At 35.3% G+C, this 24126-nt stretch carries 19 protein-coding genes and 2 pseudogenes; 11 read left to right on the forward strand and 10 right to left on the reverse strand.

Annotation, left to right across the window (positions count from 1 at the left end):
* Positions 1-877 precede the first annotated feature (877 nt).
* The 7 genes from R4Z10_RS21275 (at position 878) to R4Z10_RS21305 (ending at position 6864) form a co-directional block, all read left to right on the forward strand.
* Positions 878-1204 carry a hypothetical protein gene (locus tag R4Z10_RS21275; RefSeq protein ID WP_338473379.1) on the forward strand — a complete coding sequence of 109 codons (327 nt, stop codon included), beginning with the start codon at positions 878-880 and terminating at the stop codon, positions 1202-1204.
* Complete coding sequence (locus tag R4Z10_RS21280) at positions 1188-1817, forward strand: hypothetical protein (RefSeq protein WP_338473380.1); 630 nt, start codon at positions 1188-1190, stop codon at positions 1815-1817. Before R4Z10_RS21275 ends, R4Z10_RS21280 begins: the two co-directional genes overlap by 17 nt.
* A 320-nt stretch (positions 1818-2137) precedes the next feature.
* Positions 2138-2584: a helix-turn-helix transcriptional regulator gene (locus R4Z10_RS21285; protein ID WP_338473381.1), complete on the forward strand. Its 447-nt coding sequence runs from the start codon at positions 2138-2140 to the stop codon at positions 2582-2584.
* Between the two features lie 207 nt (positions 2585-2791).
* Complete coding sequence (locus tag R4Z10_RS21290) at positions 2792-3289, forward strand: TrbC/VirB2 family protein (protein ID WP_338473382.1); 498 nt, start codon at positions 2792-2794, stop codon at positions 3287-3289.
* Positions 3226-4284, forward strand: coding sequence for a hypothetical protein (locus R4Z10_RS21295; RefSeq protein ID WP_338473383.1), 1059 nt, complete (start codon positions 3226-3228; stop codon positions 4282-4284). The genes R4Z10_RS21290 and R4Z10_RS21295 overlap by 64 nt, the downstream gene beginning before the upstream one ends.
* Positions 4285-4398: 114 nt before the next feature.
* Positions 4399-6702: an FtsK/SpoIIIE domain-containing protein gene (locus R4Z10_RS21300; RefSeq protein ID WP_338473384.1), complete on the forward strand. Its 2304-nt coding sequence runs from the start codon at positions 4399-4401 to the stop codon at positions 6700-6702.
* A gap of 15 nt (positions 6703-6717) precedes the next feature.
* On the forward strand, positions 6718-6864 hold the full coding sequence (locus R4Z10_RS21305) for a hypothetical protein (protein WP_338473385.1): 147 nt from the start codon (positions 6718-6720) through the stop codon (positions 6862-6864).
* Positions 6865-7231: 367 nt separating this feature from the next.
* On the opposite strand, the gene R4Z10_RS21310 is transcribed toward R4Z10_RS21305, so the two are convergent.
* Together R4Z10_RS21310 and R4Z10_RS21315 are read right to left on the reverse strand one after the other, a co-directional pair.
* The gene (locus tag R4Z10_RS21310) at positions 7232-7483 is read right to left on the reverse strand and encodes a multidrug efflux SMR transporter (protein WP_338473386.1); all 252 of its coding nucleotides are present in this window, start codon (positions 7481-7483) and stop codon (positions 7232-7234) included.
* 132 nt (positions 7484-7615) lie between these two features.
* Positions 7616-7807 (reverse strand): annotated as a pseudogene (locus R4Z10_RS21315) (SMR family transporter); the annotation flags it as partial.
* A gap of 67 nt (positions 7808-7874) precedes the next feature.
* Between R4Z10_RS21315 and R4Z10_RS21320 the strand changes: the two are divergent.
* The gene (locus R4Z10_RS21320) at positions 7875-8435 is read left to right on the forward strand and encodes a TetR/AcrR family transcriptional regulator (protein ID WP_338473387.1); all 561 of its coding nucleotides are present in this window, start codon (positions 7875-7877) and stop codon (positions 8433-8435) included.
* A 14-nt stretch (positions 8436-8449) separates the two neighbouring features.
* On the opposite strand, the gene R4Z10_RS21325 is transcribed toward R4Z10_RS21320, so the two are convergent.
* Positions 8450-8749, reverse strand: coding sequence for a hypothetical protein (locus R4Z10_RS21325; protein WP_338473388.1), 300 nt, complete (start codon positions 8747-8749; stop codon positions 8450-8452).
* A 108-nt stretch (positions 8750-8857) separates the two neighbouring features.
* Between R4Z10_RS21325 and fdhF the strand changes: the two genes are divergently transcribed.
* The 3 genes and pseudogenes from fdhF to fdhD all read left to right on the forward strand — a co-directional run bounded on the left by fdhF (position 8858) and on the right by fdhD (position 13263).
* Positions 8858-11818 (forward strand): formate dehydrogenase subunit alpha, encoded by a 2961-nt coding sequence (gene fdhF, locus R4Z10_RS21330; RefSeq protein WP_338473389.1) that lies wholly within the window; start codon positions 8858-8860, stop codon positions 11816-11818.
* Positions 11811-12353: a DUF1641 domain-containing protein gene (locus R4Z10_RS21335; protein WP_338473390.1), complete on the forward strand. Its 543-nt coding sequence runs from the start codon at positions 11811-11813 to the stop codon at positions 12351-12353. Before fdhF ends, R4Z10_RS21335 begins: the two co-directional genes overlap by 8 nt.
* Positions 12354-12469: 116 nt before the next feature.
* Positions 12470-13263, forward strand: a pseudogene (fdhD, locus tag R4Z10_RS21340) (formate dehydrogenase accessory sulfurtransferase FdhD).
* Positions 13264-14164: 901 nt separating this feature from the next.
* Here the strand turns inward: fdhD and xerS are convergent.
* The 7 genes from xerS to R4Z10_RS21375 form a co-directional block, all read right to left on the reverse strand.
* Positions 14165-15277 (reverse strand): tyrosine recombinase XerS, encoded by a 1113-nt coding sequence (gene xerS / locus R4Z10_RS21345; RefSeq protein ID WP_338473391.1) that lies wholly within the window; start codon positions 15275-15277, stop codon positions 14165-14167.
* Between the two features lie 158 nt (positions 15278-15435).
* Positions 15436-15822, reverse strand: a complete 387-nt coding sequence (locus tag R4Z10_RS21350; RefSeq protein ID WP_338473392.1) for a hypothetical protein — start codon at positions 15820-15822, stop codon at positions 15436-15438.
* Entirely contained in the window at positions 15822-16619 is a 798-nt protein-coding gene (locus tag R4Z10_RS21355) for a hypothetical protein (RefSeq protein ID WP_338473393.1), read from the reverse strand. The genes R4Z10_RS21350 and R4Z10_RS21355 overlap by 1 nt, the downstream gene beginning before the upstream one ends.
* A gap of 1505 nt (positions 16620-18124) precedes the next feature.
* Complete coding sequence (locus R4Z10_RS21360; RefSeq protein WP_338473394.1) at positions 18125-19291, reverse strand: hypothetical protein; 1167 nt, start codon at positions 19289-19291, stop codon at positions 18125-18127.
* Between the two features lie 458 nt (positions 19292-19749).
* Positions 19750-21210, reverse strand: coding sequence for a cell division protein FtsZ (locus R4Z10_RS21365; protein ID WP_338473395.1), 1461 nt, complete (start codon positions 21208-21210; stop codon positions 19750-19752).
* A complete protein-coding gene (locus R4Z10_RS21370; protein WP_338473396.1) occupies positions 21203-21619 on the reverse strand; it encodes a hypothetical protein in 417 nt (138 codons plus the stop codon). Before R4Z10_RS21370 ends, R4Z10_RS21365 begins: the two co-directional genes overlap by 8 nt.
* Before the next feature lie 1342 nt (positions 21620-22961).
* Positions 22962-23573, reverse strand: coding sequence for a hypothetical protein (locus R4Z10_RS21375; protein ID WP_338473397.1), 612 nt, complete (start codon positions 23571-23573; stop codon positions 22962-22964).
* Positions 23574-24126 lie beyond the last annotated feature (553 nt).

Here is a 24126-nt window from a genome sequence, read left to right on the forward strand (position 1 = left end):
TAATAAGAAGGCGAGTAAGCCTTACCTGTATTAGTAGTAAACATCGGACTCATTGGCTCTGCAGAAGCAAGTGGCTGCAAACTAAAAAAAATTGTTTTAAGGTGTTCAACACACCTTTCCTTTTAGTTTGATAAATCTTATAACCCAAATAAATCATTTTTTATGGGTTATTACCTATACAAATCCTGTTTTTATTACATAAGACTATAGTGTGGGATTAGTCAATTATATAAAGCCAGCCAAGACCGCATTTTAAATGCGGTTCTGTTTATTTTAGTCAATAAAGTAACAAAAATGACGGAGTAATTATCCTGAAAAATATAAACTAATTTTCAGTTTTAAAATAAGTAATAGATATCAACAGCAACCACTTTAGTTTAAATGTAGATGCTGTTGTTTTTGTTTGGTATCAAATAAGTGTTTTATATCATTCACCTATATGGATCTTTATTTAATCTTTATGCTGATTAGCTTAACTCCTGCTTTTTGAGCCTTTTTTGTCCCCTCTTGGATCTTCCTAATTACAGCTTTATCTTTCTTCTTTTTATTCAACATATTAATCCGTCCTCTCCCAGATTCAATTATCAAAAGTATGGACAAGTTTAACTAGAAATATACAAATATAGGTTCTAAACTTGTCTTCCCTCTCCTATATATCTATTAGAAACGGAAAAGTGGAAAAGTGACCATGTGTTAATTATAAAAAATCAGAAAGGCAGGGGAGAGAATGAGTTTTATTAATCCATTATTCAATGATTTTGAAATAACAAATGGGAAAACATCCAAACCTAAATCAATAAAACCTACAAAGCAAATTCGATCTACACGCAAGGATAAAACACACAATATAAAATTCCCTGTTGATCCTATTGTCCAAATGAAATTAAAAAGTCTTTGCAAACAGGGTACAAGAATTTATCGACTTCAAGGAAAAGGGGATTTAAAGCAAACTAAATTTAACACTCTATTATTGACATATGGATTAAAACATAAAGAGCTTGTCCATTGGAATCATCATTACAAAGACACAAAAGTATATATGCACACTCAACTGCTAGAAAATGAATATGAACTCCAAATCGGAGGGCCACATGGACTGGCTATCCAAATGAATCTTTCAGAAAGAAAGGTGGTTTTTCAAATAATGATGTCCGTAATGAAATGGATAGAGGGAGGAGACAGTGACCTTGAGGAAATCATTTAGTCATTTAAATATTCTTCAAAAAAGGTTATCGGGAATTGAGGAGGCAAAAGGGTTCTTTAAATCGTTATTTGGCAGTTATAAGTATTTAGAAATAAATTTACCTTATTACGACTACATAAGAGCAACCATTTTTGTTCAGGATCTTCGAGATAATTTTGGAGAAGAAGTTCCATATCAATTTAATGAGGCTGTTCTGCTTTGGATTCTTTATGATGATTTTCTTAATCAAATTAAGAAAGGTGCAAAAAATGAACAAATTGCCAAATATTTAAAATTAGGGAAAGCCAAGTATTTTCAAGAGAAAATAAAACAAAAAAGAGTGTTAAAACCGTTAAACTCTAATACATTTCATTTTGAAAATGAAGAAGAAATTATGGATTATACAGATGCCCAAGAAGAAAAAATGGCTTCGATTATCATTAGGATGCGTGAAACTGAAATATTGCGTGGAGAAGTACTTCTCTACGACTTATTTTCTAATGAAGAATTTGATATGACAGTAGAAGAAATCATTGTTATTGTATTTTTGGATTTTTTCCAGCAAATCAAAAACGATGGAAGTTCATTGAAAGTACAAAAATCCATATTAAGTCATATTAAAAGATGCTCGTGAAATCCAAAAAGACATTGCAGGCCACTAGTTTAAAGTGAAATGCAAATGTCTTTCAGAAACTGAATCCCTGTTTTTTCCGAGTTCTTTTTACCGATAGAATTTATTATGTTTTTACTGGATGAAGTATTTACCCGACTAAATAAGGTAAATAATAAAGACTTATAACCCTCTTCCACGGCCCGATGAGTCAGAAGCATGGTCTCCGCGATCTTTTCGATAACGAATCATTCTAGTCACTCCTGTTTATTTTTATTGTTGTTTTTAGTTTGTCCATATTTAGAATGATTATACTGGATGAATTTATAAAGGAGATGAATACGATGACAGAACAACAAACAAATAACGTTCCTGTTTCTATTTCGATTCAATTAATGCCTTCCACAATTAAACGACTGGAAGAGATAAATCATTATTTGGCCATTCGTAATAAAGGTGATCTCACTTTAGAAGATACGATTAAAGATGCCATTGCTAATTATTTAGATGTGATGAGACCGCTTAAAAAAGAGGAAATTGACTACATCGGCACTTTGGTAGTAGATGGATCTCCTTATGCTATTAGAAACCGGTTTAAAGAGATTATGAATCAAAAAGGAATGAAAGCCGTAAAATTACAAAAGGACACAGGAATAAGTAAAAGTAATATATCTCAAGTGTTAAACAATAAAAATTTAAATATGAGCCTTGATTATTTTCTTCGTATTTGGTTTGCATTACAATGTCCCCCTATTGGAGATTGTTTATATCGTGAAAATTTGAAACCATAGTGTTTCTTTTTTTTTGAACTTTCCTCCGTTTTACACAAACAAAAATGTTAATGATTATTGGAATAAAACTAGAAAAAGGATGCATATAGATAGGAAAAAGCCCAAAAAGGGGAGATAGAATGTCCATTTTCATCCTCATTCAAACAGGTTGCTTAATAACAGCTGTCAGTACTTTTGGGTATACAGTTTGTAAAGGGAGGAAAAACCGTGTTTCAAAAACAGGAAACCTTCACGATTAGTGAATTTTTACAACAAACCAAACCAAAAGAAAACCAAACACTTAGGGAGGAAATGGATTTTTTTCTCCAAACCTACCTGAAGGAGGTGAAGGTAGCAAAACCGAAACAGAAAAGGAAATATCAAACAATGATTCTGAAAACTTTATCCGTATCGTTATCGGTTCTCGTATTTGCTACTCCCGCATTCGCTCAAACCCCACAACCAGCCACCATTCCAACCGAAGTAGAATCCCTTCTTCAAACCATACAAATCATTTGTCTAGGACTCGTAGCCGGAGTCGCAACAATCTGCCTGATGTTAGCCGGAGCGATGCGGGTGGTCGGTCTAGGAGAGAAAGCCAAAGCGTGGTCAACGGAGATCATAAAGGGAACTTTGCAAGTAATCTCAGCACCTGTCGTAGTATGGTTGCTGATCACCATCGTCAAAGGGATACTAAGCCCCTTACCAGGATTTCAAAATTTTTAGAACATCTACATCAAAATAAAGGAAAAGTCATTCCATTAAGCGTTCTGGTTATTCCAAGTGCATTTTTAACAGGTTGTTCAGTAGAAGCGACAGAACCTACTACTGTAACAAAATCCTTTCAGACTATCTCAACTTGGTTTGGAACTCTAAACGCTACAGCATATGAAGATTTATTAAATCCCAAAAGTCATATGAAAGAACTGATGGTGTGGCTTTACAAAACCATAAGCATGATTATTTATACCCCTATTTTCCTCTTTGACAATGAATTCTTTGATCACATGATACGCATTTTTGCTAGTTTATCTGCAGGAGTGGTCACGTTAGGAAGTATGATTGAAGGATTTAAAAGGATATTAGGGTTGAGCAGTACTTCGTTAAAACAAATTATTGCTCGCTTACCTTTGTTAATTGGGGTCTGTGGTTTTGCTCCATACTTATTTGTTAAAGCAATAGAAGCCATGAACAATATGACACAAATGATTATATCAATTGGCACTAGTATTCTTGGAACGTCTACGCATTTACCTGACTTGGAGTTCATTCTAGTTGGTGAAGCTTTTGAAGTCATCGGGTTATTTTTATTTATCTTGCTCTATATTGCCTTATTAATTCCCATGATGTTAAATCATGGCCGTCGATGGTTTTCCATGATTGCACTAGGAATCTTAACCCCATTTGCCATGCTAGGATATGTATTTGATTCATTAAAAAATTTACATCAAGGTTGGTGGACTTCTTTAAAAGGACTGTTTTTGGTCCAAATTGTTTATTCAATCTTTGTAACCATACTTTCTTTATTAATGTTTGCTGTTCCTTTTCCAACTACGATTGAAGGATTATTTGCTAAGTTATTGGTGATTTTAGGGGGATTATACATGCTAGCTATTCCACCGCAATCGGTAAAAAAGTATTTTGATCTAGGCCCAACTCCAAAACAATCGTATGCAGCAGTCGCACAGAAACTTGGCAAACTTATATTGAGAAAGGTGTAGATAATATCAATGGAAATGATTTTATGGATTAATACGGGATTTATCGTATTAAATACGATGACATTATTGTGGATTTACGTAAAACACCTAACTTCAAATTAAGGGTGGTTTTTATTGAATATAATCAAGAAGATGTCTGAAATCGGTCCACTTCGTAAACCATTGGTCTTGTACAGCACTCCACCGTCTTTATCAAGAGAAGAAGCAACCAGGTGGGTGAAAGGTATCCCCCAGGGTGAAATAGGAGGATTAGAAGTCCTTTTAAAAGAAGATGAGGTTTCTATTCAATTAGTGAATTTCGAGAATACTTTATTAAAAGATAAACGAAATATGGAAAGCTCTTTTATTGATTCTATACCCTCTCAATTACAGGAAACAGAAAGCTTTCAGTTTTACTTAAAAAAACCTTCTATTTACTCAATCTTTCAAGAAAATACGGAAAGTTGGTTGAACGACTTAGATTTTATTGATGGAGAAGCGTGGATTCAAGTGTTGTTTCAGAAAGATAAACATGATAAATGGGGAGAAACTCTAAAGCAACAATACGAGGACTACTTAATGGGGATTTCTTATCCGAGTACCATTCTTCCTATTCGCAAGCTGCAGCTTAAAATAGCTGAAATAAGCCGTAATATTAATGTGTCTATTCCAACTATATCTTCGTTTGAAGAAAGGAGAAATCAGAACGTTTATCGTTTCTTTATAAGGGGATATGTCAGTGGAGAAAAAATGGTAAGAAAAGATTTTATATCTCACTTACTAACAAGATTAAATAGACAAAGTAAAGAAAACGAGTGGGGAGTTAATTGTAAAATAGGAGTACCAAAAGAGCAATTAGATAAATGGAAAACATTAAAATTACCTTTCTTGACCAATATTCATCCCTTTATAGTGGAAAGCGAATTGGTTACACTCCTCCCATGTAAAGCTAAAACAAAATCAGTAAAAGTAAAACAACCCGAGAAAACAATTATGAAAAGAGAGAGCCTTTTTCCTATTTTTCAATTTTTGCCATATGGAACTACTCAGGAAGAAACACTATTACTCGATCATTTTGAAAAAGAATTAAACGGCGCATTAGAAAAGTTAGGGGTGATTAAAGAGGACGGAATACAAATTGTTGGATTTGAGCAAGGGCCGACTTTAATTCGTCTAAATTTCCTGCTGCCAAAAGGAATTCGATTGTCCGATCTTCAAAAAGTGATCGCTGATTGGCAGACCGAGCTTGGTATTACTGATTTATCAGTGTTTCAGGGGAAAGAGAAAGGAACTGGTACACTCACACTTCCACGTAAAAACAGGCAAGCAGTTTATCTTCGGAGTTTAGTAGACTCAAAAGAGTTTAAATCTTTTGCTAAAGATAAGGTTCTGCCTTTTGTCGTTGGAGCGACTGAAACCGGAGAGCCATTGTTTGAAGATTTAACTCGAGTGAAGCATCTGTTAGTGGCTGGAACGACGGGAAGTGGAAAAAGTGTCTGGCTGTTGCAATTAATTTTAACATTTCTGCTATGGATCCCAACTGAACAACTTATGATGTATTTAATAGATCCGAAACGAGTAGAATTTGCGGGGTTTGCATCGTTTAAAAACGTTAAAGTTTTTACAGAGGTAGAGGAAGCTAAACAGTTATTGCATTCCCTTATTGTTTTAATGGAAACTCGTTATGAACAACTCGGAAACGAGGGTGTTAGGAATATTGCACAGTATAATCGTAAAATGAAAGACAATCCCATGCCTTATGTTGTAGCTGTAATTGACGAATTTAGTGATTTTATGATGCAAGATAAGGATGAAGGAATGGTAGAAGAGAGTATTGTGCGCTTAGCCCAAAAAGCCAGAGCATGTGGGATTCATTTAATTATCACGACTCAACGTCCTAGTGTGGATGTAGTAACAGGATTAATTAAAGCGAATCTTCCAAGCAGGGTTGTATTTAAGTGTAGTGGCCGTAATGATTATAGTACCGTATTAGATCAAAAACCTCCGTTTAATTTATTAGGTTCTGGGGATGGTGCGTGTCTAATGGAGGGGCAAGTATTAACTAGATTTCAAGGACCTTTAATTGCTAAAAATGAAGAGGAAATGGATCATATTATTGAAACATACGGAAAGAATCATTCAGGTGTCGCGCCATTATCATTAGAAGTTTATACCGAATCTATTGTAGAGGAAACGCTAGGTCCCTTAGATGAACTCAAACGATACATTGCTTTTACTGGCGAAACAAGGGTCACTTATCTTCGTAAACACATGAAAATGAGGATGAATGATGTAAAAGAATTAATGCAAGTGTTAGTGGAAGAAGGCTGGTTAGAAGCTCCCAAAACAAGAAATGCTGGATATAAGTTAATCTTATCTGAAAAAGAAAGAGAACGTTATTTGGAAAATAGTCCAATAAAAAAAGACATTGATAAATAAAAGGAGGAAGCTGTTATGATGGCTGATCTAGAGAAAGTAAAACTATTAATAGGTGAGGAGAATTATAATTTGCTTCTGAAAAATGGATATTTTCCTATATTTATTGATTCTTTTAAAAAAATGGTTGATTCTAAATATGATAATAACCAGCTAAAAATTTAAACAGGTTACTTTTTTGATAAAAACAACGTATATAGTTTAAAAGAACCAATGTAACCTTAGAAAAAAAGTCTGATTGCAATTAAAAATCTTGATCAAAAATCCTGTGTTTGCAGGATTTTTGGTTGTTCAACAAAGGGGCCAGATTGCTGAATAACCGAATTCCAAGAAAATTGGCAGCTTTTCTTGAAATCATTAGTGCCTGTTATAAACGGTTGTTCTGAATATCCCAGTGTTTACGTAAGAAAAAGAGAGCTTCTTATAAGTAAAATCTCTCAAATATTTACATATTAAAACGCATTTTCATTAAGATGCTAATCTTAGACAGATTACTGCCACTACTACCAATGCAATAAAGAAAATACGCAATTTATCTTTTGGATTCACCATAAAACAACATTCCTACGATTGCACTACCTACAGTTCCAATACCTGTCCAAACTGCATAAGCGACACCTAAAGGAATGGTCTTCATCGCAAGACTAAGAAGGGTAAAACTAAGAATAAATCCTATTAATATAATAAAGAATCCTTTTAGTTTTTGTCCTTTTGCCATAATCTGCATACCATTAACACCAACAATTTCACAAATACCTGCGATAATTAAGAATACCCAGCTCATCTTTCTTGACTCCTTTCTGCATCCGGCTTCCCTGTGACAAGTTTTAACCCAATCACCAATCACTCCCACAAGAAGTAAGAGAAGGAAGAAGAGCATACCAAAATTAAAAGGGGCTTTAAAGATAAAGAAATCAACCAACACTGTTCCAACAGTACCTAAGGCTACAAATACTGCGTATACTGTACTTGTAGGTAAAGTGGTAGCAGCTCGGACAAGCAGTACAAAACTAACAACAACTCCTATTACAGTAAGAATCCATTCTAAAGGCGAGCTGGCATGTTTTAAACCTGTTGCCCAAACAACTTCAAAAATGCCTGCAATGATGAATTAACTAACGATAGTTAGTGCAACGTCGATTTTAGTTATTTTCAACAACTTTTTTGAAAGGATGATGGAATTGAATACGAAAGACCAAATTATTGAAGCAGCTAAGTGTTCTTTTGCTCTGCATGGTTATGAAGGAACAACTTTATCACAAATCGCAAAAGAAGTGGGCATACAAAAACCATCTATATACAATCACTTTAAAAGTAAAAATGAATTATACCTATACGTAGCAAAAATGGTTATAGAAGCTTTACTCGTGGGAATGCAGGATACATATGAGCGACATAAAAATGAGAATTTAGAAATAAGGCTTTATCTATTATTTAAAAACAGCTGTAATTTTATCCTAAATAAACAAGAAGGCATGATGTATGTACGTTTTTTATTATTTCGGCCTGTAGAATTAAAAGAAGAAGTTAAAACAATTCTAAGTCGAGGAGACAGTCAAATAGAAGATATTGTAAACAAATTTTATACGGAAGGAATAGAAGAAGGACAATTTAGAGATCCCAAGTATGTCGCTTGTTCACATAAATTAGCAAAACTAATGTTCATTCCAAATAATCTGAACTGGTTGATAGTTTTTTATAACCGAATACAAGTTCACAAGGTCGAGAGTTTATAACTAAATTATTGGAACTATGGTTCCAAATACTTGATCATACTTAAGGGAACACCTTCTAAAGGAAGAATAAGATGACTGTTTACAATCATCTTCTCGCTGTCAGGAATGAGTATGTATGTGTCTCCGTTCTTTTTGTTTTCCTCTCTTCTGAATTTCTTATATACGAGATCATTCGCGATTTCTAAGGAAGAAGCCTCGATCGTCCCTACGATTTTGTACTTATAGATACCAATATGACTATTTCCATTTAAAACCATATATTTCATAACGATGGTCCTTTCCTTTTTCTTTTGTTTACCTTTTTTTAACCTCAATAAAACTTTTTACGACATATTTTTCAAAAAACTCCGAGCAAATAGGGTTTAAATTTTTGAAAAATAGGGTACTTAAAACATAAATAAGGTAGAAAGGGTGAAGCCATATTGGTAAAAAACCTTGGAATTACGATCAACGGAGTAGAAGTGGACGCACCGGAAGGTCAAACGGTCCTGCAATTTCTGAACGACAGCACGATTGAAGTCCCTCAGGTGTGCTACCATCCCAGCCTTGGACCGATTGAAACGTGTGACACTTGTATTGTGGAAGTGAATGGGGAACTTGTCAGATCCTGTTCAACCCTTTTAAAGGAAGGGGATCATATCGATACGATGAACCCGCTTGTGAAAAAATCACAGACAGCAGCGATGGACAACATTCTTCATAACCATGAATTATATTGTACCGTTTGTGATTACAATAACGGCGGCTGCGAAATACATAACACTGTTAAGGAAATGCGCATTAACCATCAAAGTATTCCATGGGAGCAGAAACCATACCAGAAGGATATGTCGAACCCTTTTTATCGCTATGATCCCGATCAGTGTATCTTGTGTGGACGCTGTGTCGAGGCCTGCCAGGATGTCCAAGTGACGGAAACGCTGAGAATCGATTGGGACAGAGAGCGTCCACGGGTCATCTGGGATAATGATGTTCCGATTAACGAATCCTCTTGTGTATCGTGCGGCCATTGTTCCACCGTTTGTCCGTGTAATGCGATGATGGAAAAAGGAATGCTCGGGGAAGCAGGTTATCTGACAGGCTTTGAAAAAGGAACATTTCGTTCGATGATCGAGTTGACCAAAGGAGTGGAGACCGGATACGGGTCGATTCTAACCGTTTCTGATATGGAATCAGCGATGAGGGAGGCGAGAGTGAAACGAACCAAAACGGTCTGTACGTTCTGTGGTGTCGGCTGCAGCTTTGATGTCTGGACAAAAGGACGCGAGATTTTAAAGGTTGAACCAAACGTTGAGGCACCAGCGAATGGAATTTCCACTTGTGTGAAAGGGAAATTCGGCTGGGATTTTGTCAATAGTAAAGAACGTTTGACCAAGCCATTGATTCGTGAAGGCGACGGCTTCCGTGAAGCAGAATGGGAAGAGGCCCTTGATTTAATGGCGAAACGTTTCCGGGAGATTCGCAGCCAGTATGGTCCACAATCGATGGGCTTTATCACTTCCTCTAAATGTACAAATGAAGAATCTTTTTTAATGCAAAAATTGGCCCGGCAGATTATTGGCACAAACAATGTGGATAACTGCTCACGCTATTGCCAGACGCCGGCAACGGTTGGACTGCACAGAACGGTTGGCTACGGCGGTGACGCGGGTTCAATTAAGGACATTGCCAAAGCTGGTCTTGTCATTATCGTTGGTTCCAATACATCGGAAGCCCACCCTGTGCTGGCTACAAGGGTTAAGCGCGCCCATAAACTGCATGGACAAAAATTGATTGTGGCCGATTTGCGTGAGCATGAAATGGCATCGCGCGCAGACATGTTCATTCATCCCAAAGCAGGGTCTGATTTGGTGTGGATCTCGGCTGTGACCAAATACATTATTGATATGGGCTGGGCGGATGAAGCGTTTATTGAACAGAATGTAAATGGATTCGAGGAATATCGAGAAAGCCTTTCTCCCTATACGTTAGGTCATGCAGAAGACGTAACGGGTCTATCCAAGGAGACACTCATTCAAATCGCCGAAATGATTCATGATGCAAACGGGACGGCGATTCTGTGGGCGATGGGTGTTACCCAGCAATTGGGCGGCAGCGACACAAGTACAGCGATTTCAAACTTGCTGCTGGTAACGGGAAACTACGGTCGGCCAGGTGCCGGCGCCTATCCGCTCCGAGGACATAATAATGTTCAAGGTGCCAGTGACATGGGCAGTGCGCCGGATAACTTTCCGGGCTACCAGCGTGTGGACGACCCCGAAGTACTGGAGAAATTTCAACAAGCCTGGGGCGTTAAGCTTCCATCTGAAGTAGGAATAAATAATCACGATATGGTTGAGGGAATCCACGATGGTACAGTAAAAGCCATGTATGTAAAGGGAGAGGAAATGGGATTAGTGGATTCCAACATTAACCATGTGCATGCCGCTTACGAAAAACTTGAATTTTTTGTCGTGCAGGATATCTTTTTCTCCCGGACAGCCCAGTATGCGGATGTCGTGTTGCCGGCAAGCCCAAGCCTTGAAAAAGAAGGAACGTTCACCAATACGGAACGCCGGATTCAAAGGCTGTATCAAGTGTTTGAACCGCTTGCCGATTCTAAGCCTGACTGGGAAATCATTCAGTTAGTAGCAAACCGGCTTGGTGCCAACTGGAATTACAAGCATCCAAGTGAAATTATGGAGGAAGCGGCGATGCTGATGCCGATTTATGCCGGTGTGACGTATGAGAGATTAGAAGGTTATAAGAGTTTGCAATGGCCGGTACAACCAGATGGGACGGATACGCCGCTTCTTTACATTGAAGGATTCCCTTTCCCTGATCGCAAAGCCCGGCTCTATCCTGTCCAATGGACAAAACCGCTTGATTTTGGGGAGCAATATGATATTCATTTGAACAACGGCCGTTTATTAGAGCATTTTCATGAAGGGAATCTCACCTATAAATCAAAAGGCATATCTGAAAAAACACCGGAGGTTTTCCTTGAAGTATCACCAGAGCTTGCGGCTGAACGAGGAGTGCGGAACGGAACACTTGTCCGCCTGACCTCTCCGTTTGGGAATGTAAAGGTGAAATGTACGATTACGAACCGCGTAAAAGGCATGGAAGTCTACCTTCCAATGAATGATACAGGGGACGGAGCCGTTAACTACCTGACAAGCAGTGCTGCCGATAAGGATACCGACACCCCTGCATTCAAGGATACTCGTGTTAAAATGGAGATTTTACAGGAAGAAGGAACTAATCCTTTGCCAAAAATAAATTTCCGATTCGGGAACCCGCAGCCGCAAATGGGTGTCCAAGTCGAAAAGAAATGGGCCCGAAAGGATTACGTCTTCCCGGGTGATCTCGTGAAGGAAAGGGAGCGGTTAAGGAATGGCTAAGGCAACCAAGCAAATCCAGCGAATCGAGCTATCCGAAGAGGAGAAACGAAAACAAGATTTACGGCAAATAGAGGATTCCCTATTAAAAAATAAGCAAGCGTTACTGGATACACTTGATTTGGTGCAGCACATGCACGATCGCGGGATTATTTCCCTCTTGAGCGGATTATTTGCCGAGGGCGACAAAGTCCTGCAGATCCTGATTGAAAAGGCGAACACGAAAGAAACAGCCAATACGTTGAAAAATCTTCTGTTAATGGTCGGCGTTCTAGGTACATTAAATGTTAAACAGCTTGAACCTATTCTTCTTAAGCTGAATGCCGGAATCGCCAGAGTGTCAGAAAGTAAGGATCATGATGACCAGGTCGGTTATTTTGATATTTTCAAATCCTTGAAGGATCCTGAAATTAACCGTTCGATTGCCTTTTTCTTTGAATTTCTGAAAGGAATGGGGAGCGAAATGAGCCATTTGGAGCGGACAACACAGCTGCCGGAGCACCAGGCCCAGCATGCCAAACCCGACCACCATCTATAACTCTATTCAAACGGGTCTTGACCGAGATTGGCATGACCCGTTTGTGTTTCATACGGCGGATCCCAATCTCAACCTTTAGACTGAAGGCTTAAAATACAATGAGAGGAGGGAAGTTTATGTTACACGAAATCACGACTTGCCAACACATTATTAAATTTACTGGGGATTCCTTTATCGAATAAGAGGATGATATCGCCGTAGAATCGGCATTAACGATTATTCTGGATAGAGAGGAGTTTGCCACCATCGTTTGTTCGTCATCTGAGATCGAAGAATTGGTTGTGGGCTTTCTAGCATCCGAAGGGATGATACGTGTGTTTCAAGATATTCAATAGATTCAGGTGGATGAAGAAAAAGGCTTCGCGTACGTGGACCTAGTAAATAAATCCTCTGTCCAAAAAGAGTTTCATTCCAAGAGATTCATTGGTTCCTGCTGCGGGAAAGGGCGTGAATTTTATTTTTATAATGATATGAAGACAGCTAAAACGATACTCACAAAGTTAACCATTACACCACAGCAATGCCATGTCTTAATGAGCGAGCTGCAGGAAAGTTCCGCTTATTTTCAAAAACAGGCGGTGTCCATAATGCCGCCTTATGCACAAAGGACGGTATCGTTATAACAAGGACTGATATTGGCAGGCATAATGCCTTGGATAAGCTTTTTGGCTACTGCCTGATCCATCGAATCCCTTTAAAGGATAAAATCATTGCGTTTAGCGGAAGAATCTCCTCAGAAGTTCTCCTAAAAGCGGCCAAAATTGGTGTAGCCATTATCTTATCAAAATCTGCTCCTACTAATCTCGCGATAGATTTAGCAGAGGAACTTGGTATTACAGCAATTGGTTTTATTAGGGGAAGAGGCTTCAATGTCTATACCCATCAGGATCGGGTTCATGGACTGGACTAAAACTGTCATTCATTCTTAGAGGTTTTTTGGTGATTTAATAAGAACAATGTCAGATAATATAGTTCTTTTTAACAGAAAAGACTACCCTATATAAAAAGTAACGGCCTCACTTCATCTGAGTTGTGAAGGACAAAACTAGGTTAAGTATGGAACTTTGTTTTTGGGAATGAGTTTTGGTACTAAAACAACAATTAAATCTAAGCACATTAAACAAGGAACAAAGACAAAAGTTTGATAACAACTATCCTAGATGGAAAAGAAAAGAGATAACAGTGGTTGAATTTAAGTCCTTGTTAGAGTTAAAAAGAACTTATTTTATAAAATCAACGGAGACTATGAACAAGCAATTTAGGCATTCTTTTGGGAAAGTCTTTTGCTTTTTTATAGAAGGGGTACTCTTCAGCAATAACATTGATTAGTATTATGAAATGTGTAATAGCACTTCCAATCCCACAAGTTACTTTGAAATTAATAACCCTCACAAATTCTACATTTCATCTTGCATACACATAAAAAAATATTGAGTGAATTGGATTAGTTGGAACGTCGTATGCGGGGAAACTCGCCCGTACGGTGTGAAGTGGGGAAAAGCTGGCGATAACTTCAAAAGCTTACCTATCATTATAATAAGCGATTATCCTAAAAAGTGGGGTAAATCAATAAGAAGAATTAAAAGAGTCGATTCTTATACAGTGAAACTGGCTTTTTTAGGTTGAAATCTGTTTAGAAGTCCAATTTAAAGTAAAAGGATGATAAATATTAAACATGATAATATTTATCACCCTTTATTTATTATGACTTTCTACGATTTAGGTCTAGAAGTTACAAACAATAAATCTTTTTAAAGATACAATTAAAAGGGAACAGTCTATAATTGTAACCCGTTTATTAAGGTACTCTTTTACTCTCTTTTTCTTCTTTGATCTAATAATTCAGCAGCCTTTCTCTGTTTTTCTCTACTGGTATTAATATAAAGAAGAGAAATGTCTGATTGAGTATGTCCCAATTGGTTCATTATTAAAGGAATGTCACCGCCGGTTTGTTCTGCTAAATTGGTCGCATACGTATGTCTTAATTTATGAGGGGACATACGTTTATCAAAGGATTTTGTGTATTTATATACAATGTCTTCAACAGCTCTATTAGTAAGTGGCTCTGTTCTCCCTTTATAAAATTTCACAAACAGATACTCATTTTCACCGTCTCCGGCTTTGTATTTTTCTTTTCTAACTTCTAAGTAATGGTTTAAATCTTGAAGAGAAGAAGGGGTAACAGATACCGTATCCTTTTTTCCGCCTTTCCGAATAACACTTATTTCCTTTGCACTAAAATCAATGTCTTTAATACGTAAGTTAGTGAGTTCGTTAACTCTAATTCCAGTTCCTAGGAAGAGGGAAAGGATCGCAAAATCTCTTTCTTTATCTCTTTTAAAATATCTTTTTTGAGATGAGGAAAGGGAAGCCTCATATTCTTTTTGAACATAATCCAAAAAATCAATATCCATATCATCGATAAAGATTTTATCGGTAATGCTTTTAGCCCGTTCATTAAACGTTTCTTTTACTTTCTTAATAGGTATCTTGGCCATTACATTTCTTTCAAAATAGGGTTTTCCCGTTTTAACCTCCGATTCCACCGTTAAATATTTAAATAATGAGCGAAGGGAGGACTTATGGCGATTTACGGTTTTAGTATCAATTTGTTTGATCTCATCGTCTTTTTCAGATACCTTATATTTTTTACGAGCAATATATTTAAAGTAATTATTTGCATCGTCAAGAGAAAGGTTAGCTAAGGATTCAATTGGAATATCTTTGATACTTTGGCAGTCCGTAATCCCTTCAGCTATTAACCAAGAAAAGAACTCTTTGAAATCTCGTACATAGTTAAAAAGAGTGAGAGGAGAGCGAATATCCCATTTATCATCCACATATTTAACGACATAATAGGGCATTTCTTTCACTAATTTTTCTAGACGTTTTTCGTAATATTCATGTTGTTTTGTTATTGCCATTTTTGACACCTCATTAATACCTTTCTATGCCAAGAAGGGAGTGGGCAAATTATATTTTATTTATGATTATTTTTAGAACGAATGTTCGTATAATACAATTTTTACGAACAGCTTACTATATAGATTGAATTCAATGATATAGAAGTGGATTCAATTAATTATTTTTGTTCCTTTGAATAGTATAGAGATTTACGTAATGTAACATCACGATGCTTCAACGTTTCACCCTTAAAACGCAGCCAAATTTCATCATCAGCCATGACCCCATGTGTTTTACGAATAATTGCCCATCGATTGTAGCTTTTTAAACCAAGTGAAGCGAGTAATTCCTTAGCATTCACTCTTGTTTCGGGGAATACACGCCACTTAAGCCATCTTTCTATCTCATCTTTTGAAATATAGCCCTCTGGACTAGGTGAAAATTGCTTATTAAAGCCTTCAATATAGTTGATCACATATGGCTTGTCGCTTCCATTTGGTTTTAAATCAACTCTTGCGATTACGTCATCAAACAGCATCACATCAAATTTAAAGTAGTCGATCATCAATTTTCACCTCGAATAAGCAATTTTTCATAAACAGGATCGTTTAACTGTAAATTAATCACATCCAATGCCCGACCAAGTGGGTAAGGAGAAGAGGATAAGCGTTGTTGTAAAGTGGCCACATTAATAAAAGGTGGTCCATCGTATAAGGACAGCTGTTTCTTAAAACTATTATTAAACGGTTTTGCCTTTACTTTCCGTTTTAAAATTTGAAGATCAACACCCAGTGGATAATCCTTTACATCTGATAACAAGCTTAAACCATGATCAAAAATTGGAGCCAGTTGCCAGGCTTCTGTTTTAGGATCAAAAAGAAATAGAATGTTATTGGTATGGCGATCTTCATTCAATATGAACGCATCAAATGCTAGCATTTGTGCAATTTGATGAGAAACATCTAACCCTGTGAACTGGTATACCTTTTCCATAATTAAACGAAATCTATCCTCAGTGGAGTAACGGGTATTATTTAAAATGTCATCAGTTGTTTCAAAGTTCGCTTCAAATAAGCGCTCAAGCGTTACTTCTTGTAAGTGACCACGAAAATCTATAGAATAACAGCCTTCTACAACCGTTCCATCGTGCTTATTAATTAAACAAGGTACATAAGGAACAAAGGAAGTTTTCGGTAAGGTGGAGCTATCTAAAATGAGTGATGCAACATATTCTGCCATGTTTTCATAGCCACGAGTATTTTCTTTAATCCACTTAGCACCGACTAACCATTTTGATTGATCACCTTTACTCGATGTACTGATAATCATTTCAGCATCTTGTGGGATTTGAACTCTTTCCATTTCATACACCTCGCTCAACCGTTTATAAATATGATGTATAACATTCGTTAGTTTAATAATTAATTCCTTTTATTAGGAGTTGGAATATATTTCAAATTCCATTATATCAAACATACATTCTTATTGTCTAATTATTATTCGTAAAATAGGTATTATACGAATAATTAAAATATGAATGAAAATATAGGAGTTCCCCCCTACTGTCTATCTAAACGACATAACAATTTTAATTCAAAACTGTAGGGTTTTATTTCTGTTTTCTCCATTTAGATATTTATATTTAGAAGTTAAGCCATTATCCTGTGAGTTATTGGATAGCTACAATGGGTTAAGAACAAACCAGCTCATATATCCATACTTTTTTATATCCAAATTTAGTAATTATTTTAATCACACATCGCCTACAAAGGTTCAATGACCTTGTATTAGAATTGGTTTTCACCTCCGGAAACTACTATTGCAAATGATATATGCCTATACCTTGGACAATAGTGGAGAATACACTAGGTTTGAATACTTAGAAAAACTAAAAAAGGTGTTGATTATTAATGAGTAAGAAGGTGTGCGATAATTGTTATAATTACTTTTGGGCGAGTGAGCTGTCTCAGTTACCAAGCGATGTGTATTTTAACCGGACGTTTTGTCTCAACTGTTTCCCTTTAGCCTTTAAAAAACATAACAAACTATTTTACCAATATGAAAATGAATATAGTATTCCCTTAAAAATTTAATATATTTGTTAGACTTTTATTTTATATAGAAATATTTGTTTACATTAAAGGAATTAAGGGGAAAAGATACGAACTTGGTACTGTGATTGATCTTATGAGTGAAAAACGAATTAAAACGTCTCATTCAAACATCAATGAAAGTTAAAATCGTGGCAGTCATTTCATTCTAATTTATTTTCACTAAACAATGCCCAGATGATAAAAAAGATCTCAAAAACCAATGTTTTGAGATCTTTTTTATCATCATAATTTATGGATTCATTAATTTTGTAATAATTCGGCACGGTCATCCGCCTGTGGAGACTCTTCCATCCATCCGCTTTAATTCATAAGATTGGCTCCATCTTAGGCATATAAGGCGACTTCCGTGATAATAGACGCATATTTTGCTGATAGGTCTTTTCTAAGACTTTGTGCTAATCCCATGGTATAAATGCCAAGTCCTTTTTAGATGTTCTGTATAAAAGTTGTTTCCAAAAGCTACTCGCTTGTTTGTAATTGCTTTACACTTTCAACTTCAACTGTAGTACTCTTATTTTAGCTCGAATACATATCAAGTTGTGAAAATACTTTTATGTAAAATTATACTATTAATTACAATATCATACAATGACAGGCATCGTCGTCCAAAAATCTTTTACACCCACCAGAGAAGTAAAGTGGTATAAATACTAGAGAACTGTTACTCTCCGGATAACCCAGAGTACTGTATGCTGCGGAACTAAATTTGTATATAACCATAGATTCCCCTGGAATTTCTATATTCTAAATTAATTATTCTATTGGACTATTAAGTGTACTTACCTCTTTATTATTACTTTGAATTAAAGTAAATCGATCATTTTCACTTTGTAATTTATCTTCTAAACTGTTTTTCTTTTGTTGTAATTCCTCTATTTTAGCTATATATTCTTTTATTTCTCTTTGAATTTCAGTGTCCAATTCATTACTTAGTGTTGAAGAATCAAATTGATTGATCAACACTTCTAATTTACCTTCCAAATGTTTTTTCTTACTATTCAATGTTTCAATAGTAAAATTATATTCTTTAATTTTCTCTTGAAGTTCATTGTCATATTTTTCTTTTAAACTTCCATCAATTTCAGTCGCAAGTTGCTGTACATTGACATCATCATTCCTTTTTAAAAAGCCCAAGAAAGATGACTTCTTTAAAGAATTTTTTAGGGATTTTGTGATAAGTAATGATTGTCTTTCTTCTAGGAATTTCATTTTTGATTGAGATTGAGCTTCAATGATTGATGATTGATTTTTAGCAATATCTTTCTCTAATTCAGATATTTCTTTCTCAAACTTCACTCTGGAACGCACTAGAATTTTATTGATTGAGGACTGGGTATCAGAGATTAAACGTTCTATATCTGAAATGTCTTTTTCATATTTAAGGATATTTATCATAATCCCTTGCATATCAAGTTTATTCTCGAACTCTAGTAGTCTTGTATCTACTGGAACAATATCGTAATTTTCCCTATTCTCATATTGGAAATTTTTATTTTCATTACGTTGAGGCATTTTCCTAAAATTCCCTGTTACAGATATACCAGGCTGTACACCTAATTCGGCTAGTATATCTATTGTTGTTTTCCCTACCTTGTCCATTAATAGGAAAATTAAATGTAACCGGAATACACTCTTATAATCTAATCTATAAAACTTCCCGTATTTTTCAGGAGCAATATAATCCACTAATTCAGAACGAAAATGATTGCGGATGGTTGAATCTGAACGATCTATAATTTTTCCGGTCTCAACCGTACTATATGTTGTATCTTTATGTAATGACAATATAGATTCAGTAAAGATGCTATCCTCTAGTTTATTTAGAAGGGCCAAACGATAAATTGGATCATTTTCAAATTCACTTGTTAGGACTTCCTTCATGTCTAATTCTTCCACAAAAACAGAACCTCCTACTGCCATTTCTAAGTTATTCCTTATCCCTTTATAAAATCTTACAATGAAAGTAAATACAAATCAACAACAAAAGCTTGATATAATAGGCGTTATCACCTTCCGAACGATTCCCAGCGCTCGCGCTACCCTCCTCGAACGATGTTAAGCGTTATAAATCAATTGTGTTACTTATTCATTCATTTTCGTATTTGAATTAATAAACAACGTTTGTTCGTAATTGATTGATAATATTTCGATCAATATAGTAAAGTGTCATTCTGAATCATGTTGAATGATTTGCAAACGATCAAAAACGATAACGCTGCGAATCGTTTGGGTAGAGTTAACGCTTGATATTAAAGGGAATAAAGTGAAGGTTTTGTTTGGGTTTGATCATGAATGTAGTTGAACGATAAGTATCGTTAATGAGCATGATGAAGTCGTAAAAAATCCCCCTAATTTTAGGGGGAGATGAAGGTTTTATATTATAGCTTACTCAAATCTAGGTCATCAATATTTATGTCAAAGTCATCGTTGGAATTATCTTGATCCTTTTTATCTGATTCGGTATCTAATCCAAATTCACTTAAATCGAATTCATCTAAATCAATATCAAAGTCCATATTTTCATTTTCATCTACATTTATACTACCAATCTTAGTTTCTTTTGTTTTAATCGTTTTATGTCGTTCTTGGTACTCCTCATATTCCTTAACCAGTCCTTTGGACAGTCTGTTTGGCAGTCCTTTTGTTTTGAAAAATGTATATACCGTAGTTGAAAAATCGTTGAAACCCTCAAGATAACCCGTAAAAATAGAGCCTTTCATAAAGAAAGAGGGGTTTTCTGCAATTTCAACTCTGGCATCGTCTATAAAGGAGCTACCTAAATTATTCTTTTTATCCAAAACTGCTAATAGTCCGACATGATAGATTTCTGCTAGCTCAACTTCACCATTATGAGAGTTTACTAGATCTATAGGTTCGTGTAAAAGGCTGCCTTTAATGGATTCTAAGAACATATCTTTAATATCCGAACCTTTTTGAATTTCGTTCATAGGTTTAGAGAGTCGATTAATGACTAGAGACCCTTGTTGTTCTAAAATAATCCTTCTAAAATCTTGAGAATCAAAGGTCACCTCTGTACCACCACCAGTTGTGGCTGTATTTAACTCATGAAATAAGTCACTTATTTCCTTATTAGCAAAATCCCTGTAATTTTCTGTTTCAGCTCGTTTATGGGTAGGAAGTTCTTTAAATTGATCGTAGAAATATTGATTATCAGCGAATATTACAAATCCAACGCCTTTTGTTGGGTCATTTGTCAATTTCCATATGCGTTGTGAAAAGTCGTTAACCTGACGTAAAACATCTGGTCCATCTGCACGAAGTGGAAGAGTCACAATTATACCGATTTTGGCGCTTTTTTCTCTTGCTTTAAGGACAGCCATTTTAATATACTTTGTTTTTAAATTCTTTTTAAATTCTTCCGGGCCAACTTCTGCTTGTAGTTTTTTCAATTCTTGATTAATTAAAGGTTTAGTATTAAATTCATAAAACTCTTCAATTGCTTTTATAATAGTTGATGTACCGGTACCTCCACCTAATCCTGCACAAAATAAGACAAGATCATCAACAACACGCACTTCTTTTTGAATAAAGTTTTTTAATTTATCACTTACTTCTTCGTTTTCTTCAAGTATATTCATAGCTTTTTGAGGGTTTTTACCTAAGCCACCTAAATTAAGTGATACACGGTTGTCTACCGGAATATATTTTAAGCCTTTTAAGTCTCCATCATTGCTATTTAATGCAAGACAGTTGTAAATTCCATTTCCAGCTTCATCTTTATATGCAGCAAAGTTATCCGCTATTCTTGATCCCGCTTGACCAAATCCAACAACTGTCATATTGATTGCCGGTTTATTTTTTATAAAATCCTTAGCCATTATTTTCAGCTCCTAATTTTTGTTGTCTTTCGATAATTTCTTGTATTATTTGTAAGCCTCTTTTAGTTATAAAGAAATACTTATATGGAGTAAGGGGTTTACAAGAAAGTAATGACATTGCGAATAATTTATCAACTATCTTTCCTGCTGCCTGTCTATGTATGTATGTTACTTGATTTTCAAAATGAATCTGTTTGCCTTTCACTACTTTAACGGGTCTTTCAATTTTTACCATCTTAGAAATGTCATTGACCGTTACACCTTTAAAGAATTTACCTTCTTCTTGACTTTTACGTGCAATATAAGTGAAAACATTTAACAATACCTCATCCTGTTCAACTATATCAGCAAACATACCCACGATATCCTTTGGGAAAATGATATTCTTATATTCTTGTATTAAGCTCACTTCCTAGCCTCCTTCCCTGGAATACCTTACCAATAATGGTAACTAATTTTGACAACTATTTCAATTTATTTATTATTAATTTTTATATAAAAGTGAACTAACCCCTTAATTATAGGCTTTTATATGTGGTTACCATATTAGGTAAGGTTAATTAGTTTTGCGGTAAAAAATATAAATGTTGAGGCTTTAAATTGTCATTCCATTATTAAAAGTATTGAATTGTAAAAATATAGTTCATAATTATCCAAATTTGATTATTATTTTATAAATACAAACCTATTTTATTATCGATTTTAACTAATTATTTATAAATGGTAACTATATTTGGTTACCATTTATAAAACGCTGATATTTAAAGGATATAACTCTATTATGTTAGTACCATTTTAAAATAAAAGATTATACTTATCGTTTATAGTTACCAAATTAGGTTACCATTTAATGATTTCATGTTTGACATTTAAGATCATTAAAACCAATCCTTGCTGTCTTTAAAAAGTATATATAGTTTCATAATATGTGTTAGAAAAACTCTTCAAAACATGGACTCTAAATGATGTATGACCTTCCGAATGTATTCCGAACGATTAATACCCTCGATTAAGGAAGGTTCCATTCTATTTGGAGATACATTAAGTTCCGAATCTACTTTTGAATGTAATTGAATTCAATTGCATTTATGTAAATGGTGTCTTACTCGGATAAGTGCGGTGCAGTATAAAGTAAATTAGTTAAAGTTCGTACTCTTACGGTTTAAAATCCTAGTGCAATAGGGATTATTTAAGTAATATCAATTACAATCATGATCATTCGATTGGAAAGTAACGCTAGTTTGATAGGCTAGGGGATGTACAACATTGAAAGAGAATGATATGAAGTGACAATAAAGTCAATAAAGCTATTTAAACGTCAGTCATGTTCCTTCAACAATCGGGCCAGATTGTAGAGGAAACATCCTCAGATTGTGAATCTTTACGTTTAAACTAAATTGCAGGTTACTAAAAGAAGGAAGAATGAATTATATTAAAAAGTAATTAAATACCAATTAATTAAATTGAAGAGAGAAACAGTCTAAATCCGTGAGAAGGGAAGAAGAAAATGAAACTTCAAGGCCAGGCACTTTGACCATATTCCTTCGTAAAGATTAAAGTATCGCTACTATATTTGAACCTATCATTCGTCGAGTTGAAGTCGAGCTTCCAGAAGGGAAAGGAACGACGAAGAAGACTTTGGCAGCCATTAGCCTAGCAACAAAATAAAAGACCGGTTAATGACTAACCGGCCTTTTATTTACATATTCAATTTAGGGTTTAGGTTTTTTGAATTTTGTTAGCCGGAATGTTTACTTAATTATTGTCATAGAAGAACTAGAGGATACATGACCACCGGAATACTCAAAACTATCAGTCCCCTTACCATCGATGGTTCCAGAAACTGAGACATTATTGTAATCTTTGAAAGTACCCTTAGAAAGTTTGATGTACTCGTCTAAACCGATCTGGACATTTCTCTCAGTGTATTTTGACGTAGAATAACTTTTTGGATTGAATGCCCAGGTAAGATTGATAGACTTAGTACCAGCAGGAGTTTTATCGCCAGTGCAATCTCCTTCTTCATCGCAAGTAAAATCAACTTTATATACTTCTACTGTTTGATTCACTTTGGCTGTACCTTTGTTAATGTCAAAAACCGCTTTGGATGCTGGTACTACAGCGCTGCCATAATAGTATTCGTCTGTTTCATAATTGTAGGTATGGTAATAGAGGATGTAAGAATTCTTACCTTCATAGTTAGTAGAAAGGTCTACAGAGGTGTCGACAGTACCTTCTGAACCATAGAATGAAACATTTTGAAAAGAGCCTTTGTATACAGGGGAATTGCTTTGCGCCATTGCCGGCAGGGCCATAGTTAAAAGGAACACAACCGTTAGAAACAATACTTTCACTTTTTTCATTATAAACCTCCATTTTTTGGAAAATTAAACCATTGTCCTAATTGTACAATACGTCAAATAAAATGTACCTAAGTAAAGGTCGACAATTTTCACACTTTTGGGAAAAAGGTGGTGAATTTTGGATTTAAAAAATTTAATAATCAATTTAATATTCAATTAAAGTTGGCCTCTGTGACAAGGAAAAGGTATAACATAATGGTATATTTTGGAATTTGAAGATATTAACATAAATGTAATATGGATAACGCATTCTTATTGTTTATAATGAAAGTAAAGGCATATTAGAGAGGGGATTTAATGGATACTAGAAAGAATAAGTCATCAGTACCTCACGTAGACGAAAACCCAAAAAATACTTATGAAACTAACAGTGATGAAAAGTACCTGAGCATAAAGAAAGAATAACTGAAAATAAAGAAATAATAGAGAAAAATCGTAAAATTTTACGAAAATAATAAAGTTACCCAATCTCTTAATTTAGTGATCGTTTTGGAAAATAGGAACAGAATAAGCATCTCTTCTTTTCCAAAGGAGAGCATTTTTTCATTTCTTC

Source organism: Niallia sp. XMNu-256, assembly GCF_036670015.1.
Classification (GTDB): domain Bacteria; phylum Bacillota; class Bacilli; order Bacillales; family Cytobacillaceae; genus Bacillus_BD.

Bases quoted from the DNA above. Each gene is read 5' to 3' on its own strand.
- R4Z10_RS21275 (WP_338473379.1), top strand. From the start codon at position 878: ATGAAATTAAAAAGTCTTTGCAAACAGGGTACAAGAATTTATCGACTT.
- R4Z10_RS21285 (WP_338473381.1), top strand. From the start codon at position 2,138: ATGACAGAACAACAAACAAATAACGTTCCTGTTTCTATTTCGATTCAA.
- R4Z10_RS21295 (WP_338473383.1), top strand. From the start codon at position 3,226: ATGGTTGCTGATCACCATCGTCAAAGGGATACTAAGCCCCTTACCAGG.
- R4Z10_RS21305 (WP_338473385.1), top strand. From the start codon at position 6,718: ATGATGGCTGATCTAGAGAAAGTAAAACTATTAATAGGTGAGGAGAAT.
- R4Z10_RS21310 (WP_338473386.1), bottom strand. From the start codon at position 7,483: ATGAGCTGGGTATTCTTAATTATCGCAGGTATTTGTGAAATTGTTGGT.
- R4Z10_RS21320 (WP_338473387.1), top strand. From the start codon at position 7,875: ATGGAATTGAATACGAAAGACCAAATTATTGAAGCAGCTAAGTGTTCT.
- R4Z10_RS21335 (WP_338473390.1), top strand. From the start codon at position 11,811: ATGGCTAAGGCAACCAAGCAAATCCAGCGAATCGAGCTATCCGAAGAG.
- xerS (WP_338473391.1), bottom strand. From the start codon at position 15,277: ATGGCAATAACAAAACAACATGAATATTACGAAAAACGTCTAGAAAAA.
- R4Z10_RS21350 (WP_338473392.1), bottom strand. From the start codon at position 15,822: ATGATCGACTACTTTAAATTTGATGTGATGCTGTTTGATGACGTAATC.
- R4Z10_RS21355 (WP_338473393.1), bottom strand. From the start codon at position 16,619: ATGGAAAGAGTTCAAATCCCACAAGATGCTGAAATGATTATCAGTACA.
- R4Z10_RS21360 (WP_338473394.1), bottom strand. From the start codon at position 19,291: ATGGCAGTAGGAGGTTCTGTTTTTGTGGAAGAATTAGACATGAAGGAA.
- R4Z10_RS21365 (WP_338473395.1), bottom strand. From the start codon at position 21,210: ATGGCTAAGGATTTTATAAAAAATAAACCGGCAATCAATATGACAGTT.
- R4Z10_RS21375 (WP_338473397.1), bottom strand. From the start codon at position 23,573: ATGAAAAAAGTGAAAGTATTGTTTCTAACGGTTGTGTTCCTTTTAACT.